This window comes from Bradyrhizobium sp. 45 (genome assembly GCF_023073155.1).
In the GTDB taxonomy this organism is placed as follows: domain Bacteria; phylum Pseudomonadota; class Alphaproteobacteria; order Rhizobiales; family Xanthobacteraceae; genus Bradyrhizobium; species Bradyrhizobium canariense_D.
In genome coordinates this window covers 432,095-447,289 of record NZ_JADPIX010000049.1, presented here as the reverse complement: position 1 = coordinate 447,289, position 15,195 = coordinate 432,095, and the positions used below count along the sequence as shown (strand labels likewise).

At 63.5% G+C, this 15,195-nt stretch carries 17 protein-coding genes and 1 tRNA gene; 7 read left to right on the top strand and 11 right to left on the bottom strand.

Annotated elements, in window-relative coordinates; all coding sequences use genetic code 11:
- Nucleotides 1–37: 37 nt before the first annotated feature.
- The 8 genes from IVB42_RS08500 to IVB42_RS08465 all read right to left on the bottom strand — a co-directional run bounded on the left by IVB42_RS08500 (nucleotide 38) and on the right by IVB42_RS08465 (nucleotide 7,288).
- Complete coding sequence (locus IVB42_RS08500; RefSeq protein ID WP_007598581.1) at nucleotides 38–310, bottom strand: DUF1150 domain-containing protein; 273 nt, start codon at nucleotides 308–310, stop codon at nucleotides 38–40.
- Between the two features lie 51 nt (nucleotides 311–361).
- Nucleotides 362–787 (bottom strand): Hsp20 family protein, encoded by a 426-nt coding sequence (locus tag IVB42_RS08495; RefSeq protein WP_026233018.1) that lies wholly within the window; start codon nucleotides 785–787, stop codon nucleotides 362–364.
- A gap of 282 nt (nucleotides 788–1,069) precedes the next feature.
- Nucleotides 1,070–2,149: a sn-glycerol-3-phosphate import ATP-binding protein UgpC gene (locus IVB42_RS08490; protein ID WP_018455749.1), complete on the bottom strand. Its 1,080-nt coding sequence runs from the start codon at nucleotides 2,147–2,149 to the stop codon at nucleotides 1,070–1,072.
- Nucleotides 2,150–2,154: 5 nt separating this feature from the next.
- Complete coding sequence (ugpE, locus tag IVB42_RS08485; RefSeq protein WP_018455750.1) at nucleotides 2,155–3,003, bottom strand: sn-glycerol-3-phosphate ABC transporter permease UgpE; 849 nt, start codon at nucleotides 3,001–3,003, stop codon at nucleotides 2,155–2,157.
- The gene (gene ugpA / locus IVB42_RS08480; RefSeq protein ID WP_018455751.1) at nucleotides 3,003–3,884 is read right to left on the bottom strand and encodes a sn-glycerol-3-phosphate ABC transporter permease UgpA; all 882 of its coding nucleotides are present in this window, start codon (nucleotides 3,882–3,884) and stop codon (nucleotides 3,003–3,005) included. Before ugpA ends, ugpE begins: the two co-directional genes overlap by 1 nt.
- A 47-nt stretch (nucleotides 3,885–3,931) precedes the next feature.
- A complete protein-coding gene (gene ugpB / locus IVB42_RS08475) occupies nucleotides 3,932–5,248 on the bottom strand; it encodes a sn-glycerol-3-phosphate ABC transporter substrate-binding protein UgpB (RefSeq protein WP_247338287.1) in 1,317 nt (438 codons plus the stop codon).
- 220 nt (nucleotides 5,249–5,468) lie between these two features.
- Nucleotides 5,469–6,686 carry a CaiB/BaiF CoA-transferase family protein gene (locus IVB42_RS08470; protein WP_026233020.1) on the bottom strand — a complete coding sequence of 406 codons (1,218 nt, stop codon included), beginning with the start codon at nucleotides 6,684–6,686 and terminating at the stop codon, nucleotides 5,469–5,471.
- A 176-nt stretch (nucleotides 6,687–6,862) separates the two neighbouring features.
- Nucleotides 6,863–7,288: an organic hydroperoxide resistance protein gene (locus IVB42_RS08465; protein ID WP_007598424.1), complete on the bottom strand. Its 426-nt coding sequence runs from the start codon at nucleotides 7,286–7,288 to the stop codon at nucleotides 6,863–6,865.
- A gap of 155 nt (nucleotides 7,289–7,443) precedes the next feature.
- Here IVB42_RS08465 and IVB42_RS08460 point away from each other — a divergent pair, with 155 nt between their 5' ends.
- Nucleotides 7,444–7,905, top strand: a complete 462-nt coding sequence (locus tag IVB42_RS08460) for a MarR family transcriptional regulator (RefSeq protein WP_018455754.1) — start codon at nucleotides 7,444–7,446, stop codon at nucleotides 7,903–7,905.
- A gap of 16 nt (nucleotides 7,906–7,921) precedes the next feature.
- Here the strand turns inward: IVB42_RS08460 and IVB42_RS08455 are convergent, their stop codons facing one another.
- The 3 genes from IVB42_RS08455 to IVB42_RS08445 form a co-directional block, all read right to left on the bottom strand.
- Nucleotides 7,922–8,164, bottom strand: a complete 243-nt coding sequence (locus IVB42_RS08455; protein ID WP_018455755.1) for a GIY-YIG nuclease family protein — start codon at nucleotides 8,162–8,164, stop codon at nucleotides 7,922–7,924.
- A 135-nt stretch (nucleotides 8,165–8,299) separates the two neighbouring features.
- Nucleotides 8,300–8,375 (bottom strand) — tRNA-Ala (locus IVB42_RS08450).
- Nucleotides 8,376–8,441: 66 nt separating this feature from the next.
- Nucleotides 8,442–8,852 carry a TIGR02300 family protein gene (locus IVB42_RS08445; protein ID WP_007598417.1) on the bottom strand — a complete coding sequence of 137 codons (411 nt, stop codon included), beginning with the start codon at nucleotides 8,850–8,852 and terminating at the stop codon, nucleotides 8,442–8,444.
- A gap of 172 nt (nucleotides 8,853–9,024) precedes the next feature.
- Between IVB42_RS08445 and aroA the strand changes: the two genes are divergently transcribed.
- The 6 genes from aroA (at nucleotide 9,025) to IVB42_RS08415 (ending at nucleotide 15,158) form a co-directional block, all read left to right on the top strand.
- Nucleotides 9,025–10,362 (top strand): 3-phosphoshikimate 1-carboxyvinyltransferase, encoded by a 1,338-nt coding sequence (gene aroA / locus IVB42_RS08440; RefSeq protein WP_018455757.1) that lies wholly within the window; start codon nucleotides 9,025–9,027, stop codon nucleotides 10,360–10,362.
- Nucleotides 10,359–10,997, top strand: coding sequence for a (d)CMP kinase (gene cmk / locus IVB42_RS08435; protein WP_018455758.1), 639 nt, complete (start codon nucleotides 10,359–10,361; stop codon nucleotides 10,995–10,997). Before aroA ends, cmk begins: the two co-directional genes overlap by 4 nt.
- A gap of 267 nt (nucleotides 10,998–11,264) precedes the next feature.
- A complete protein-coding gene (rpsA, locus tag IVB42_RS08430) occupies nucleotides 11,265–12,971 on the top strand; it encodes a 30S ribosomal protein S1 (protein WP_027566167.1) in 1,707 nt (568 codons plus the stop codon).
- 264 nt (nucleotides 12,972–13,235) lie between these two features.
- Nucleotides 13,236–14,216 (top strand): signal peptide peptidase SppA, encoded by a 981-nt coding sequence (gene sppA / locus IVB42_RS08425; RefSeq protein WP_018455760.1) that lies wholly within the window; start codon nucleotides 13,236–13,238, stop codon nucleotides 14,214–14,216.
- 172 nt (nucleotides 14,217–14,388) lie between these two features.
- Nucleotides 14,389–14,694, top strand: coding sequence for an integration host factor subunit beta (locus IVB42_RS08420; RefSeq protein ID WP_007598410.1), 306 nt, complete (start codon nucleotides 14,389–14,391; stop codon nucleotides 14,692–14,694).
- Nucleotides 14,695–14,765: 71 nt separating this feature from the next.
- On the top strand, nucleotides 14,766–15,158 hold the full coding sequence (locus IVB42_RS08415; protein WP_204513028.1) for a lipopolysaccharide assembly protein LapA domain-containing protein: 393 nt from the start codon (nucleotides 14,766–14,768) through the stop codon (nucleotides 15,156–15,158).
- The last annotated feature ends 37 nt before the right edge of the window (nucleotides 15,159–15,195 follow it).

The following is a 15,195-nucleotide window of genomic DNA, read 5'->3' as shown; positions in this document are numbered from 1 at the left end:
GCCCGCTTGAAACCCTATTCGTGCGACGCGCGCGTGCTCAGTGCACGCTCACCGCTTGCAGCTCGTTGCTCCAGGCGTTGGCGATTGCGGCTTCGCGGCTGTCGGTCAGCATGATCGGCGTGCCGTCGGCGGCGTGGAGCGCGAAGAGCTTGAGGCCCGGCGCGATCTTCGGCGCTTCGGGAAACAGGCCCGGCACATCCTCAGAGCGGATCTGCTTCACATAGGCGATATGGCCTTCGCCGAGGGTTGCCAGCGTTTCCGGCGAGACGTTCTTGGCTTCGTATTCGAACGCAACGTGACCTTCACTCATGGTCTCGACTCCTCTCTCGAAACTAAGCGGTCGAGTCCGCTACTCGTTCCATTATTCGTGCTCATTGATAGCGATTGTCTTAACGATCCTCTCCGGTTCCGGCCGGGCAAGATCGATCGCCAGCAATCCGTTCTTCAGATCCGCACCCAGCACCAGCATCCCCTCCGCCAGCACGAAAGTGCGCTGGAAGTGGCGCGCGGCGATGCCGCGATGGATGTATTGCCGGGTCTTGTCGTCCTGCTGCCGCCCGCGAATGACGAGCTGGTTTTCCTCAATGGTTACATCGAGTTGGTCGCGGGTGAATCCGGCGACCGCCAGCGTGATCCGCAGACGCTCGGGCTGGCCCTCCGACCGGTCGCACCTCTCGATATTGTAGGGAGGGTAACCGTCGGCGCCTTTGACAACCCGATCGAGCACGCGCTCGATCTCGTCGAAGCCCAGAAGGAAGGGACTGGAAAGCATGGGAACACGAGACATAGTTTACAAAGTCCTCTCGAAGCGACTTTGGTGCATCAGGGCCCGTACAGGCACCCCTTGATCAGCAATATGGGCATATCCGCGTGTGGGTTCAAGGACGTAGCCGGGGCTGTGGACTGGCAGCTCACCCGCAAAAGCTGACTTGTCGCCATGGCGCGAAACGCCTGCCACAAGCCGGCCCGACGAAATTGCGGTGTGATTTTTCTCAACAAAAACAAACCCCCTTCTACTGTGCATGGGGTTGTTTTCGCGTTTTTTAATCGACGGCCCAGCGGAACCCGATCAGGCCTCGATCCGCGTCCGCCCATCGCCGCTGAACAGATGCAGCTTTTGGCGCATTGCTGCGACGCGGATCTTCTCGCCGATCGGAGGCGCCTCTGAGCCGGGAATGCGGACGATGACCTCGCCGGGCGGCAGTTCGCCGGGGTTGGCGGCGATGCGCTGCTCGTCCTGAGCCCGCGTGCCGTAAACGAAGGTTTCAGCGCCGACGCGCTCGATCGCTTCCACGGTGAGCGGAAGGGCGACGCCGCCGGCCGGGCTCTGGTCGGTGATGACGAAATCCTCCGGGCGAATGCCGAGGATGCCGGCGTCGGTGCTGCCGAGCTGCGACTTGATCTCGTCGGCGCGAATCGACATCAGATTCATCGGTGGCGCGCCGATGAAGGAGGCGACGAAAGTCGTCGCCGGCTTCTCGTAGATCGCCAAGGGATTGCCGACCTGCTCGACCTGGCCGCCATTCATCACCACGAGAATGTCGGCGAGCGTCATCGCCTCGAGCTGGTCGTGGGTGACGTAGATCGACGTGGTGTTGAGCCGGCGCTGCAATTTGCGGATCTCGACCCGCATCGCGATGCGGAGTTTGGCGTCAAGATTGGAGAGCGGCTCGTCGAACAGAAACACCTTCGGCTGGCGCACGATGGCGCGGCCCATGGCGACGCGCTGGCGCTGGCCGCCGGAGAGCTGGCGCGGCTTGCGCTCCAGCATCGAGGTGAGCTCGAGCACGCGGGCGGCTTCGTCGACGCGGGTCTTGACCTCGGCCTCCTTCATGCCGCGGTTGCGCAGGCCGTAAGCCATGTTGTTGAAGACGCTCATATGCGGATAGAGCGCGTAGTTCTGGAACACCATCGCGATGTCGCGGTCGGCGGGCTCGATCTGGTTGACGATGCGGCCGCCGATGTCGATCTCGCCGCCGGTGACGGTTTCGAGGCCTGCGACCATGCGCAGCAATGTCGACTTGCCGCAGCCGGAGGGCCCGACCAGCACGCAGAACTGGCCGTCGCCGACATCGACGTTGACGCCCTTGATGGCCTCGAAGCCGCCGGGATAGGTTTTGCGGACGTTGCGCAGGGTGACGTTAGCCATGGGATTTACTTTTCCGTCTCCACGAGTCCGCGCACGAACAGTTTCTGCATCACGACGACGACGAACACCGGCGGCAGCATCGCGAGCACGGCCGTCGCCATCACGATCGGCCATTCGGTCAGCGCGTCGGTGGTGGTGATCATCTTGCGGATGCCGACCTGGATGGTCTGCATGTCGTCGCGGGTGGTGATCAGCAGCGGCCAGAGATATTGATTCCAGCCGAGGATGAAGAGGATCACGAACAGCGCCGCCATGTTGGTGCGCGACAGCGGCAGCAGCGTATCCCAGAAGAAGCGCAGGGGACCGGCGCCGTCGATGCGCGAGGCCTCCAGCAGCTCGTCCGGCACCGTCATGAAGAACTGGCGAAACAGCAGCGTCGCGGTGGCGGAGGCGATCAGCGGCAGTGACAGGCCCGCATAGCTGTCGAGCATGTGCAGATCGGCGACGATCTTGTAGGTCGGATAGATGCGCACCTCGACCGGCAGCATCAGCGTGATGAAGATGATCCAGAAGATCGGCATCCGGAAGGGAAAGCGGAAATAGACGATCGCGTAGGCCGAGATGATCGAGATCGCGATCTTGCCGACCGCGATCAGCAGCGCCATCACCAGCGAGTTCAGCATCATGTTGCCGACGGGCTCGCGGGTCGATCCGCTCGTGCCGACGAAAATGGTCTGGTAGTAGACCTCGAAGAAATGGCCGCCCGGCAGCAGCGACATTTGCCCGTTGGCGATCAGCGCGTTGTCCTGGGTCGAGGCGACGAACGCGATGTAGACGGGGAAGGCGACGACCGCGATCCCGATCCAGAGGATGATGTGGGCGATGTTGCGCCGGAAGCCCTCTTCCTCGACCATCAGTAGGTCACCTTGCGTTCGACGAACCGGAACTGGATTCCGGTGAGCACGATGACCATGACCATCAGGATCACCGACTGCGCCGCCGAGCTGCCGAGATTGCCGCCGAGCAGGCCGTCGGAATAGACCTTGTAGACCAGCGTGACCGTCGACGTTCCGGGGCCGCCGCGGGTCATCGTGTCGATGATGCCGAACGTGTCGAAGAAGGCGTAGACGATGTTGACCACCAGCAGGAAGAAGATGGTCGGCGACAGCAACGGGAAGGTCACGGTCCAGAACCGCCGCATCGGACGGGCGCCGTCGATCGCGGCGGCCTCGAACACGCTCTTTGGGATCGCTTGCAGGCCGGCGAGGAAGAACAGGAAATTATAGGAGATCTGCTTCCACGCGGCGGCGAGGATGATCAGCGCCGCGGCCTGGTCGCCGTCGAGCAGCGGATTCCAGTCGACGCCCATATTGCGCAGATAGCGCGAGAGCACGCCGAGCGAGGGATGCAGCATGAAGATCCAGAGCACGCCGACCACGGGCGGTGCCACCGCATAGGGCCAGATCAGGAGCGTGCGGTAGAGCATCGAGCCACGCAGCGGCTTGTCCGCCATCACGGCGAGCAGCAGCGCAAAGGACAGCGACGAGACGGCGATGGCGAACGAGAACAAGAAGGTCCGGACGATCGCCTCGAAATAGGCTGCGTCCTTGAACAGCTCGACGTAATTCTCGAACCAGACAAAGGTGGTCGACAGACCGAACGCATCCTGGAGCAGGAAGGACTGGATCACCGCCTGCAGGGCCGGCCAATAGAAGAAAATCAGGACGATCGCGAGCTGCGGCGCAACCAGCGCGTACGGTAACAGTCTTGACTGGAAGATGGCTTGCTTTTGCATGATGCCAGCAGAGCGGCAGGCCGGGTCGCGGCCTGCCGCTCATTGCCTCACTTGACGGCGGTCTTTTCGAACTGCCGCAGCATCGTGTTGCCGCGCTCGACGGCGGCATCGAGCGCCTGCTTGGCGCTCTTCTTGCCGGCCAGCGCTTGCTCAATCTCTTCCGACCAGACGTCACGCAGCTGCACCATGTTGCCGAGGCGCAGACCGCGCGAATTCTCGGTCGGCTCCTTGTTGGTCAGCTCGAGCAGCGGGGTCTCGAGATAGGGCTGATCCTTGTAGAAGCCTTCTTCCTTCGCCTTGGCGTAGGCCGCCTTGGTGATCGGCAGGTAGCCGGAGGCCTTGTGGATGTAGACCTGGCGATCGGTGTCGGAGAGGAAGGTCAGGAATTTCGCGACGCCCTTGTATTCCTCGGCCGACTTGCCGCCCATCACCCACAGCGAAGCGCCGCCGATGATCGAGTTCTGCGGTGCGCCCTTGACGTCGGGATAATACGGCATCGGCACGGCGGTGAAGTTGAACTTGGCCTGCGCCTTGACGTTGCCGAAGAAGGCCGACGAGGTCAGGTAGATCGGGCACTCGCCCGAAGTGAAGCGGCCTTCGCCGGTGTTGGTGCGGCCGGCGTAGTCATAGGTCTTGGTCTTCTGCAGCTCGACCAGGGTTTCGAGATGCTTGACCTGAAGCGGTCCGTTGAACTCGAGCACGGTGTCGAAGCCGTCGAGGCCGTTGGCCTTGCTGGCGAGCGGCACGTTGTGCCACGCCGAGAGCTGCTCGAGATTGACCCAGGTGATCCAGGAGCCCGAGAAGCCGCAGGTGTCATGACCGGCAGCCTTCAGCTTCTTGGCGGCCTCGAACGTTTCGGGCCAGGTCTTCGGGATCTCTACGTTCGCCTTCTTCAGCTCGTCGAGGTTCACCCACATCACGGTCGAGGACGAGTTGAAAGGGAAGGACAGCATCTCGCCCTTCGACGTCGAATAATAACCGGTGATGGCGGGCAGGTAGATCTTGGGGTCGAACTTCTCGCCGGCGTCGGCCATCAGCTTGTAGACGGGCTTCACGGCGCCGGTCGCGGCCATCATGGTCGCGGTGCCGACTTCGAACACCTGCATGATGTGCGGGGCGTTGCCGGCGCGGAACGCCGCGATGCCGGCGTTCATCGTATCGGGATAGTTGCCCTTGTAGGTCGGGATCACCTTGTAGTCGCTCTGCGACGCGTTGAAGTCGGTGGCGAGCTTGACGATGACGTCGTTGTTGGCGCCGGTCATCGCGTGCCACCACTGGATTTCGGTCACGGCCAAGGCCGGCGAGGCCGATAGTCCAACCGTGAGTGCAATAGCGGCAGCCGCTCCAAAATGTCGAAGAGCCATCAAGTAAACCTCCCTTGGGCCGTCAAAAATGATCGCTTGCGCTAGCAGCGCCATATGACGTTCACATGACTGTGTAAGCGGCCGAAACGAAAGCGGCAAGCGCTGGAAAAGGGAAGCCGTCAAATAGGCGAATGCCGCGCGCGCAGCGTCCTCCGTTCGCGGTGCACAGAGCGCCCGCACCGCACTGCGGCATTGCCGTGGGATGTGGAAGGCGAGGGCGCTAGCGCTTGCGCTCGGGGCCGCAGACAGTGCCCTGCTCGACCATCGCGTCGATCTCGGACCTGGAGTAGCCGAATTCGCCCAGGACCTCGGCGGCGTGCTCGCTGAATTTCGGCGGCAGGCGCCGCAGGCTCGGCTTGCTGCGGTCGAGCCGGATCGGCGACGCCACGCCCTTGTACCAATCCTTCTCGATAATATCGCCGCGCGCGATCGTGTGCGGGTTGGTCAATGCCTGGTCGATCTTCTGCACGGGGCCGGCGGGCAGGCCCGCGGCGAGCAGGCGATTGCACAGCGGCTCGGCCTCGTGCTGGCTGAACACGGCGGCAAGCTCGGCCCGCAGCGCCTCGCGATTGCCGATGCGATCCTTGTTGCGCGCAAAGCGCGGATCGGTGCCGAGCTCGGGCTTGCCGATCTCCTTGGCGAGCTTGCGGAAGGTGCCGTCATTGCCGACGCCGATGAAGATGTCGTCGGTCTTGGTCGGGAAGATCGCATAGGGCACGAGGTTGGGATGCTCGTTGCCGGTGAGCGACGGCGGCTTGCCATGCATGAAATAATTCGCGGTGTGCGGATGCATGATGGCGAGACCGGTCTCGTACAGCGTGGTCTCCAGGAACTGGCCCTGGCCCGAGCGCTGCCGCTCCGACAGCGCCATCAAGATGCCGATCGCCGCATAGAGGCCGGTGCCGATGTCGACCAGCGGCACGCCGATCCGCATCGGTCCGCTCTCGGGCGAGCCGGTCGCCGCGATCATGCCGGTCATGGCCTGGATGATGGCGTCATAGCCGGGATTGCCGCCGCGCGGGCCGTCGGCGCCGAAGCCGCAGATCCGGCAATGCACGAGGCGCGGAAATTTCTCGCGTAACACCTCGTTGCCGATGCCCCATTTCTCCAGCGTGCCCGGCTTGAAGTTCTCGATCAGGACGTCGGCGCTCTCCAGCATCTTGAGCAGCACGGTCCGGCCGCCCTCGGAGGCGAGGTCGAGGCCGATCGAGCGCTTGTTGCGGTTGATGCCGATGAAATAGGCCGCGTCTTCCTCGTGGAAGGGAGGGCCCCAGTCGCGTACCTCGTCGCCTGCGGGCGGCTCGACCTTGATCACGTCGGCGCCATGGTCGGCGAGGATCTGGGTGCAATAGGGGCCGCCGAGCACGCGCGTCAGATCGATGACGCGCAGGCCGCTCATTGCACCCATGGCAGCTCCAGAACTGGCGGCTTCAGTCATGCCTTCGCGTCCCCTGTGTCGGTATTGATCACAGGCCTAACGAGGTTCGTCCGAGCCGGCAATGGCTTCGCGCGTAGGGCGTCATGCAGGCCGCTCGCCGCAATCCCGCGGGATGGCAAATCAAGGGAGGCGGCCGGCCCGAGGGGTATCTCGGGCCAGCCGCTTCAGCTAACCGATCAGACGACCGTCAGACGGACGTCGACATTGCCGCGCGTCGCGTTGGAATACGGGCACACCTGGTGCGCCTTCTCGACCAGCGCCTCGGCTTCCGCGCGGGCGAGGCCCGGCAGCGAGACGGCAAGGTCGATGTCGAGACCGAAGCCGCCGGCCGCGCGCGGGCCGATGCCGACGGTCGAGGTCACGGAGGCGTCGGCCGGAACCTTGGGGCCGCCCTGCGAGGACACGAACTTCATCGCGCCGATGAAGCAGGCGGCATAGCCCGCAGCAAACAGCTGCTCGGGATTGTTGCCGGCGCCGCCTCCGCCGCCGAGCTCCTTCGGCGTGGTGAGCTTGACGTCGAGCGCGCCGTCGAGGGTCGCGGCATGGCCGTCGCGGCCGCCGGTGGCCTTTGCGCTGGTCTTGTAGAGGACGTTCACTGACATTTTTGTCTCCCTGTGTTTTCGGGGTGGGGGCGCCATCTTTATCGCAGGCAATTAGATTGCGCGCAATTGAAATTATAGCGTCTCACATTTAATTGTTCGCAATTGAATGTAGCGACGGCCGGCCCCAGAATGGAGCAAGTCCTGTGAGATTCTCGATGCCCCGGAAACATTCGGCAGCGGACGCGCCGCTGCGCCTCGACAACCAGATCTGCTTCGCGGTCTATTCCGCCGCGCATGCGTTCAACCGCGTCTACAAGCCGCTGCTGGACCGGCTCGGCCTGACCTATCCGCAATATCTGGTGATGCTGGTGCTGTGGGAGCGCGACGACGTGCCGGTCAAGAGCATCGGCGAAAAGCTGCACCTGGATTCGGGCACGCTGACACCGCTGCTCAAGCGGCTCGAGGCGGCCCACCTCGTCAAGCGCACGCGCTCGAGCGAGGACGAGCGTCAGGTGCTGATCGCGTTGACGCCGCAGGGCCAGGCCTTGAAGGACAAGGCGCGGGCCGTGCCGCAATCGATTCTGGCGGCATCGGACTGCTCGGTCTCGGAGCTTGTCGCGATGAAGGACGAGATTGTGGCGTTGCGCGATCGGTTGAATGCGGTGATCGGGGAGTAGGGTTAGAGGTGCGCTCTTAGGACAGCCGCTTCTTTGTGAAGGCTCGGCCGGAGTGAGACTTCAGGTAGGCTTCAAAAGCGAGCGCTTTGTGCTTGTCAGGGAAGGCGCAGTACCAGATCAGCTTCCAAGGCTTGAACTTGGCAGTGTGGGTGGATTTGCCAGCATTGTGCTCTGGAAACCGGCGCTTCAGATCTTCCGTAGCCCCAACGTATTCCTGCTCGGGAAATTCGATGCTGCGGAGGATGTAGACGTACCACATTGACGATTATCGCCCGGGCAGCCGCTGCGTGGGAGTCTCACCAGTCCGTCTTCGCCCTTCGGGCTTCGCCGGACACCACGCTTCGCCCTTCGAGCTCCGCGCGGCTGCGCCACGCGTAGCCCGAAGGGCGAAGCGTGGTGGAGCCAGGCGGGATCGAACCGCCGACCTCTTGCATGCCATGCAAGCGCTCTCCCAGCTGAGCTATGGCCCCTTAACCGTCCGACGCGCCTTGGGCGACGCGTCGGGAAAGACCCAGAACCACAGTTCTGGAATTATCTCAAGTCTCTTCGTCACCGCCGACATCACCAATGATGTCGGTGACGTCCTCATCGCCTTCTTCGTCGTCGGCGATAAAGGTCGAATCATCGTCGTCATCGTCCTCGATAGTTTCATCGACTTCGATGTCGTCCTCGGATTCGGGCACGACGGCCTTGACCTTGCCGGTGTTCTCCTCGGCATCGGCCTCCTCGAGCGAGACCTCCTCGACCTCCGCCGGCTCTGGCGTGGCGTCGGCGGCAGCGGCTGCGTGACGGGCTTCGGCACCGCGGGGTGCGCGAGCCGGCGCGATGGGCGCGATCGGCACGACTTCACCGGTATAGGGCGAGATCACCGGATTCTTGTTGAGGTCATAGAACTTTTTGCCCGTGGTCGGGCAAATACGTTTAGTTCCGAGTTCGGACTTGGCCACGGCAGAGGAATCCTGGAAATGTCTGAAAAGCGGTGCTTCACTTGGCTAGTTGGCGGCCCGCTGTCAATAGCGCATTGCGGGAGAACGACATGCCCGTGACGGCGGGGAGACCATGTGGTACCTGCCCCGCGAGTCCCACAGGGACGTTTCGGGCCTACCCAAGGACACAAACTTGACCGATTCCGACAAGCCGACGCCGCTCCAGTCGCGCGCCAGCGGTCCCCTGACCGGGAAAGTAAGGGTGCCCGGAGACAAGTCGATCTCCCACCGTGCCCTCATCCTCGGCGCGCTCGCGGTCGGAGAGACGCGGATTTCGGGCCTCCTAGAGGGCGAGGACGTCCTTAACACCGCCAAATCCATGCAGGCGCTCGGCGCCGGGGTCGAGCGTACCGGAGATTTCGCCTGGAAGGTGAACGGCGTGGGTGTCGCAGGCTTCGCGGAGCCCAAAGCGCCGCTGGATTTCGGCAACTCCGGCACCGGCTGCCGGCTCGTCATGGGCGCCGTCGCCGGCTGTCCGATCTCCGCGGTTTTCGACGGCGATGCCTCACTGCGCAGCCGGCCCATGCGCCGGATCCTGGATCCCCTGGAAAAGATGGGCGCGAAGGTCGTCTCCGGCGGCGCGGGCGGCCGTCTGCCGCTGACCGTCCAGGGTGCGCGCGATCCGCTGCCGATCACCTACAAGACGCCTGTGGCCTCGGCCCAGATCAAATCCGCCGTGCTGCTCGCGGGCCTGGCCGCGCCGGGCGCCACGACCGTCATCGAGACCGAGGCCAGTCGCGACCACACCGAACTGATGCTCAAGCATTTCGGCGCCGAGATCACCTCAGTGCAAGAAGGTCAGCACGGCCGCCGTATCACGCTCGTGGGGCAGCCGGAGCTGCATGGCGCCAATGTCGTCGTGCCCGCCGATCCCTCGTCGGCGGCGTTCCCTATCGTTGCTGCGCTGATCGTCGAAGGCTCCGAAATCGTCCTGTCCGACGTCATGACCAATCCGCTGCGCACCGGTCTTTTCACCACGCTGCGCGAAATGGGTGCCTCGATCGAGGAAAGCGAAGTTCGTGGCGACGCTGGCGAGCCGATGGCAAAGCTGCGGGTACGCGCCTCGAAATTGCGCGGTGTCGAGGTGCCGCCGGAGCGTGCACCGTCGATGATCGACGAATATCTGGTGCTGGCGGTGGCGGCCGCCTTTGCCGAGGGCACGACCATCATGCGCGGCCTCCAGGAGCTGCGCGTGAAGGAATCCGACCGTTTGGAGGCCACCGCCGCCATGCTCCGCGTCAACGGTGTCAAGGTCGAGGTCTGCGGCGACGATTTGATCGTCGAAGGCCGCGGCCACGTTCCCGGCGGCGGCGTGGTGGCCACCCACATGGATCATCGCATCGCGATGTCCGCGCTGGTGATGGGCTGCGCCTCCGATCAGCCGGTAACCGTCGATGACACCGCCTTCATCGCCACCAGTTTTCCGGATTTCATCCCGATGATGCGTTCGCTTGGGGCCGATTTTTCATGATCATTGCCATCGACGGGCCCGCGGCGTCGGGCAAGGGCACCCTCGGCAAGCGCCTTGCCCACCATTACGGCTACCGTCACCTTGATACCGGCGTAATCTATCGCGCGGTGGCCTATTCCCTGATGCAGTCCGGTCATGATCTCCGGGACGAGGCGGCGGCGGTCGCTGCGGCGCTGGAACTCGATCCCGAAAAGTTCGGCAATCCCGCCCTGAAGACCCAGAAGGCCGGCGAGGGCGCCTCGATCGTCTCGGCGATCCCCAAGGTGCGCGAGGCCCTCATCAACTTTCAGCGGCAATTCGCCGCCGATCCGCCCGGCGCCGTGCTCGATGGGCGCGATATTGGAACCGTGATCTGCCCCCATGCCGACGTGAAGATCTTCGTCGTCGCCGACCCCAAGGTCCGTGCCCGCCGCCGGACCATGGAGGCCAAGGCGCGGGGCGAGGAGGCGGACGAGGCGGCCGTGCTCGCCGATATCATCCAGCGCGACGAGCGCGACAAGAACCGGGCGATCGCCCCCCTGAAGCCGGCTCCGGATGCTTACTTGCTAGATAACTCCCAACTGGATATAGAAGGCGGCGTCCGGGCCGCCATCGACATTATCGAGGCCGTCCGAGCGGGCCGGTCGCGGGGTTAAGCCGCTGCCGTCATTGGAGGAAGCGCCCGCTCCCGCTCTTTGAGGTCGATACTCTCGGTCCCTGCTCGGGGCCGACGCGATCCAGGTTCCGGACAAAAGATTTCCACGTATCGAACGCGCGGGCCTCAGCCGGCCCGCTTCCGCTGTTCCGCCCTCCAGGTCGGAGCAGCGAGCGGTCGCTCGAAGGTTCTGCGGACCTTCCGACACTGCGCGTACGGTGCGCCCAAGAACCCAACGGCCGGCATGACATCCGCAACTGGAGAACAAATGGCTTCGACTTCTGCTGATACCTATAGCCCGTCGCGCGACGATTTCGCCGCGATGCTCGACGAGTCCTTCGCAGGCGGCAACCTGCAGGAAAGCTCAGTCATCAAGGGCAAGGTTGTTGCAATCGAAAAGGACATGGCCGTCATCGACGTCGGCCTGAAGACGGAGGGCCGCGTTGCCCTGCGCGAATTTTCCGGCCCCGGCCGTGACAGCGAGCTCAAGGTCGGCGACGAGGTGGAAGTGTTCCTCGATCGGATCGAGAACGCCCTCGGCGAAGCCGTGCTGTCGCGTGACAAGGCGCGCCGCGAAGAGAGCTGGGGCAAGCTCGAGAAGGCCTTCCAGAACAACGAGAAGGTCAACGGCGTCATCTTCAACCAGGTCAAGGGCGGCTTCACCGTCGACCTCGACGGTGCCGTGGCCTTCCTGCCGCGTTCGCAGGTCGACATCCGTCCGATCCGCGACGTTGCGCCGCTGATGAACAACTCGCAGCCGTTCCAGATCCTCAAGATGGACCGCCGCCGCGGCAACATCGTCGTGTCCCGCCGCACGGTTCTCGAAGAGACCCGCGCCGAGCAGCGTCAGGAGCTGGTGCAGAACCTCGAAGAGGGTCAGGTCATCGACGGCGTGGTCAAGAACATCACCGATTACGGTGCGTTCGTTGATCTCGGCGGCATCGACGGTCTGCTGCACGTCACCGACATCGCGTGGCGCCGCGTCAACCACCCGACCGAGGTGCTCTCGATCGGCCAGACCGTGAAGGTCAAGATCATCAAGATCAACCACGAGACGCACCGCATCTCGCTGGGCATGAAGCAGCTGTTGGACGATCCGTGGCAGGGCATCGAAGCCAAGTACCCGCTGGGTGCCCGCTTCACCGGTCGCGTCACCAACATCACCGACTACGGCGCGTTCGTCGAGCTCGAGCCGGGCATCGAAGGCCTGATCCACGTCTCCGAGATGTCGTGGACCAAGAAGAACATGCACCCCGGCAAGATCGTTTCGACCTCGCAGGAAGTCGAAGTGCAGGTGCTGGAAGTCGATTCCGTCAAGCGCCGCATCTCGCTCGGCCTCAAGCAGACCATGCGCAACCCGTGGGAGGTCTTCGTCGAAGGTCACCCGACCGGTTCGACGGTCGAGGGCGAGGTCAAGAACAAGACCGAATTCGGTTTGTTCCTGGGCCTCGAGGGCGACGTCGACGGCATGGTCCATCTCTCCGACCTCGACTGGAAGCAGCCGGGCGAGCAGGTGATCGACAACTACAAGAAGGGCGACATGGTGAAGGCCGTGGTGCTCGATGTGGACGTCGAGAAGGAGCGCATTTCTCTTGGAATCAAACAGCTTGAAGGCGACCCCTTCGCCGAGCCGGGCGATGTCAAGAAGGGCGCGGTCGTGACCTGCGAAGTGATCGAAGTGAAGGAGAGCGGCATCGAGGTGAAGATCACCGGTACCGACTTCACCACGTTCGTGAAGCGCTCGGAGCTCGCTCGTGACCGCAACGATCAGCGCGCCGAACGCTTCGCCGTCGGCGAGAAGGTCGATGCCCGCGTGATCCAGTTCGACAAGAAGGCCCGCAAGGTCCAGGTGTCGATCAAGGCGCTCGAAGTCGCCGAAGAGAAGGAAGCCATCGCGCAGTACGGCTCTTCCGATTCGGGAGCAACGCTCGGCGACATCCTCGGCACCGCGCTCAAGAACCGCGACACCAAGTAAGCGAAACGCAGGTTTCACTGCATCAAAGCCCCGGCGCGAGCCGGGGCTTTTTTGTAGTGAGGTCGTCGCCCGGATGGGGCGAAGTGAAATCCGGGAAAGCCTCTCCGTGAGGCGAGAACCCCGGATTACGCTTGCGCTCCATCCGGGCTACGCGGCAGCCGGCCTTGTTTTCTTCTAATTGCGCCGCAATTGATGTATCCAGATAAGCCAATGGCGACGCTGCGACGGCACAACGCGCCTGGCCTTTCATTTGGAGATATTGAGATGTCACTCGATTCGGACATCATCGTCGATCGCCGCAGGATCCGCCGCAAGCTGACGTTCTGGCGCGTATTGGCCGCGCTGATCGCGATCGCGGCGATCGCAGGCTTCGCGCTGGTCGCGACGCCTGGTGCGCGCGGCACGTTCGCGTCCGCCGGCTCGATCGCGCGGGTCCAGATCGAGGGCCTGATCCGCAGCGATTCCGATCGCACCCAGGCGCTCGAGCGGCTGGAGAATTCGCAGGCCGCCGCCGTCATCGTTCACATCAATTCGCCGGGCGGCACCACCGCCGGCTCCGAGCAGCTCTATGATTCGCTTGTACGGTTGAAGGCAAAGAAGCCGCTCGTTGTCGTCGTCGAAGGCCTCGCCGCCTCCGGCGGCTACATCACCGCGATCGCCAGCGATCACATCATCGCCCAGCAGAGCTCGCTGGTCGGCTCGATCGGCGTGCTGTTCCAGTTTCCGAACGTCTCGGAGCTGTTGAAGACCGTCGGCGTCAAGGTCGAGGAGGTAAAGTCCACGCCGCTGAAGGCCGCGCCCAACGGTTTCGAGCCAACCAGCCCTGAGGCACGGGCGGCGCTCGATGCGTTGGTGAAGGATTCCTATGCCTGGTTCAAGGGATTGGTGAAGGAACGGCGTGGCATGGATGACACGCAGCTCGAGAAAGTGGTTGATGGCCGTGTCTTCACCGGACGCCAGGCCATCGATCTCAAGCTGATCGATCAGATCGGCGACGAGAAGACCGCCGTGACCTGGCTGGTCGAGCAGAAGGGCGTCAAGAAGGGGCTCTCCGTGCGCGATTACAAGCTGCAGCCGCGCTTCAGCGATCTGCCGTTCCTCAAGACGGCGGCCGCAGTAACGCTGGAAGCACTGGGTTTAGGCTCGATTGCGCATCAAATCGGACAAACCGGCGTCGCACAGGCGGTCGATCGGCTCGGAATGGATGGAATGCTCGCCTTGTGGCAGCCGGCGGCGTCGAACTGACCGGAACCGGGCGAGCCACAGAGGTTTTTCCCGTTCGGCGCGTGTAGGTCCAGCCCGCTTTTTCGGCATTTGTCACGTGTTTTCACGACGCTCAACCCTCATTTAGCGTCTTGACAGATCACGGTATTTTCACGGAAATGGTCGTCCGCACGCTCCCGGGTCCTATCTCTCGATGATCAAATCCGAACTTGTTCAGCGTATCGCCGAGCACAACCCGCATCTGTACCAGCGGGATGTCGAGAACATTGTGAATGCGATTCTCGAAGAGATCGTAGCGGCTCTCGCGCGCGGTGATCGCGTCGAGTTGCGCGGCTTCGGTGCCTTCTCGGTCAAGCATCGCCCTGCGCGCGCAGGGCGCAATCCGCGCACCGGCGCCCATGTGCCTGTCGATCAGAAGAGCGTTCCGTTCTTCAAGACCGGCAAGGAAATGCGCGAACGGCTGAATCGCGACCATCCGGATCCAGGCGCGCCAGACTGAGGTCCACCTCAGGGTTTCCCGCGGTCGCCAGTGATGCGGCCGCAACCTTGATTCAAGGCGAGCGAGCCGAGATGCGAAAATTCCTGAGCGCGCTGGTCGTGATTCCGCTGGGCCTGGTCCTGATGGTCTTTGCCGTCGCCAACCGGCATTTCGTCACGGTCTCGTTCGATCCCTTCGTTTCCAACGACCCGTCATTCTCGGCAACGCTGCCGCTGTTCCTGCTCCTGATCGTGGTGGCTGCGCTCGGGGTCCTCGTGGGCGGGTGTGCCGTCTGGTTCGGCCAGCGGCACTGGCGGCGTGCGGCGCGCCGGCATGACGCGGATGCCCGGGCCGCGCGAGGCGAGCTGGCTGATCTGCGGGCCCAGTCTGCCGCAGCAAGGCCTGAGTCCCAGCGCCTCCCCGTTCCCTCCGGTGTGGGGCTTTACGGGCCCGTCGGGCGAGACAAGCAGCGCGCGACGTTGTAGAAGCGGCCGCAACCGAAAAGCCCGTTTTCCGGCCGCG

What these genes read in the sequence shown, in the direction of transcription:
- ugpA (WP_018455751.1), bottom strand. Translation starts at nt 3,884, where the DNA reads ATGCAAAAGCAAGCCATCTTCCAGTCAAGACTGTTACCGTACGCGCTG.
- IVB42_RS08500 (WP_007598581.1), bottom strand. Translation starts at nt 310, where the DNA reads ATGAGTGAAGGTCACGTTGCGTTCGAATACGAAGCCAAGAACGTCTCG.
- IVB42_RS08495 (WP_026233018.1), bottom strand. Translation starts at nt 787, where the DNA reads ATGTCTCGTGTTCCCATGCTTTCCAGTCCCTTCCTTCTGGGCTTCGAC.
- IVB42_RS08455 (WP_018455755.1), bottom strand. Translation starts at nt 8,164, where the DNA reads ATGTGGTACGTCTACATCCTCCGCAGCATCGAATTTCCCGAGCAGGAA.
- IVB42_RS08470 (WP_026233020.1), bottom strand. Translation starts at nt 6,686, where the DNA reads ATGACTGAAGCCGCCAGTTCTGGAGCTGCCATGGGTGCAATGAGCGGC.
- rpsA (WP_027566167.1), top strand. Translation starts at nt 11,265, where the DNA reads ATGGCTTCGACTTCTGCTGATACCTATAGCCCGTCGCGCGACGATTTC.
- IVB42_RS08415 (WP_204513028.1), top strand. Translation starts at nt 14,766, where the DNA reads ATGCGAAAATTCCTGAGCGCGCTGGTCGTGATTCCGCTGGGCCTGGTC.
- ugpB (WP_247338287.1), bottom strand. Translation starts at nt 5,248, where the DNA reads ATGGCTCTTCGACATTTTGGAGCGGCTGCCGCTATTGCACTCACGGTT.
- ugpE (WP_018455750.1), bottom strand. Translation starts at nt 3,003, where the DNA reads ATGGTCGAGGAAGAGGGCTTCCGGCGCAACATCGCCCACATCATCCTC.
- IVB42_RS08460 (WP_018455754.1), top strand. Translation starts at nt 7,444, where the DNA reads ATGCCCCGGAAACATTCGGCAGCGGACGCGCCGCTGCGCCTCGACAAC.
- sppA (WP_018455760.1), top strand. Translation starts at nt 13,236, where the DNA reads ATGTCACTCGATTCGGACATCATCGTCGATCGCCGCAGGATCCGCCGC.
- IVB42_RS08490 (WP_018455749.1), bottom strand. Translation starts at nt 2,149, where the DNA reads ATGGCTAACGTCACCCTGCGCAACGTCCGCAAAACCTATCCCGGCGGC.
- cmk (WP_018455758.1), top strand. Translation starts at nt 10,359, where the DNA reads ATGATCATTGCCATCGACGGGCCCGCGGCGTCGGGCAAGGGCACCCTC.
- IVB42_RS08465 (WP_007598424.1), bottom strand. Translation starts at nt 7,288, where the DNA reads ATGTCAGTGAACGTCCTCTACAAGACCAGCGCAAAGGCCACCGGCGGC.
- IVB42_RS08420 (WP_007598410.1), top strand. Translation starts at nt 14,389, where the DNA reads ATGATCAAATCCGAACTTGTTCAGCGTATCGCCGAGCACAACCCGCAT.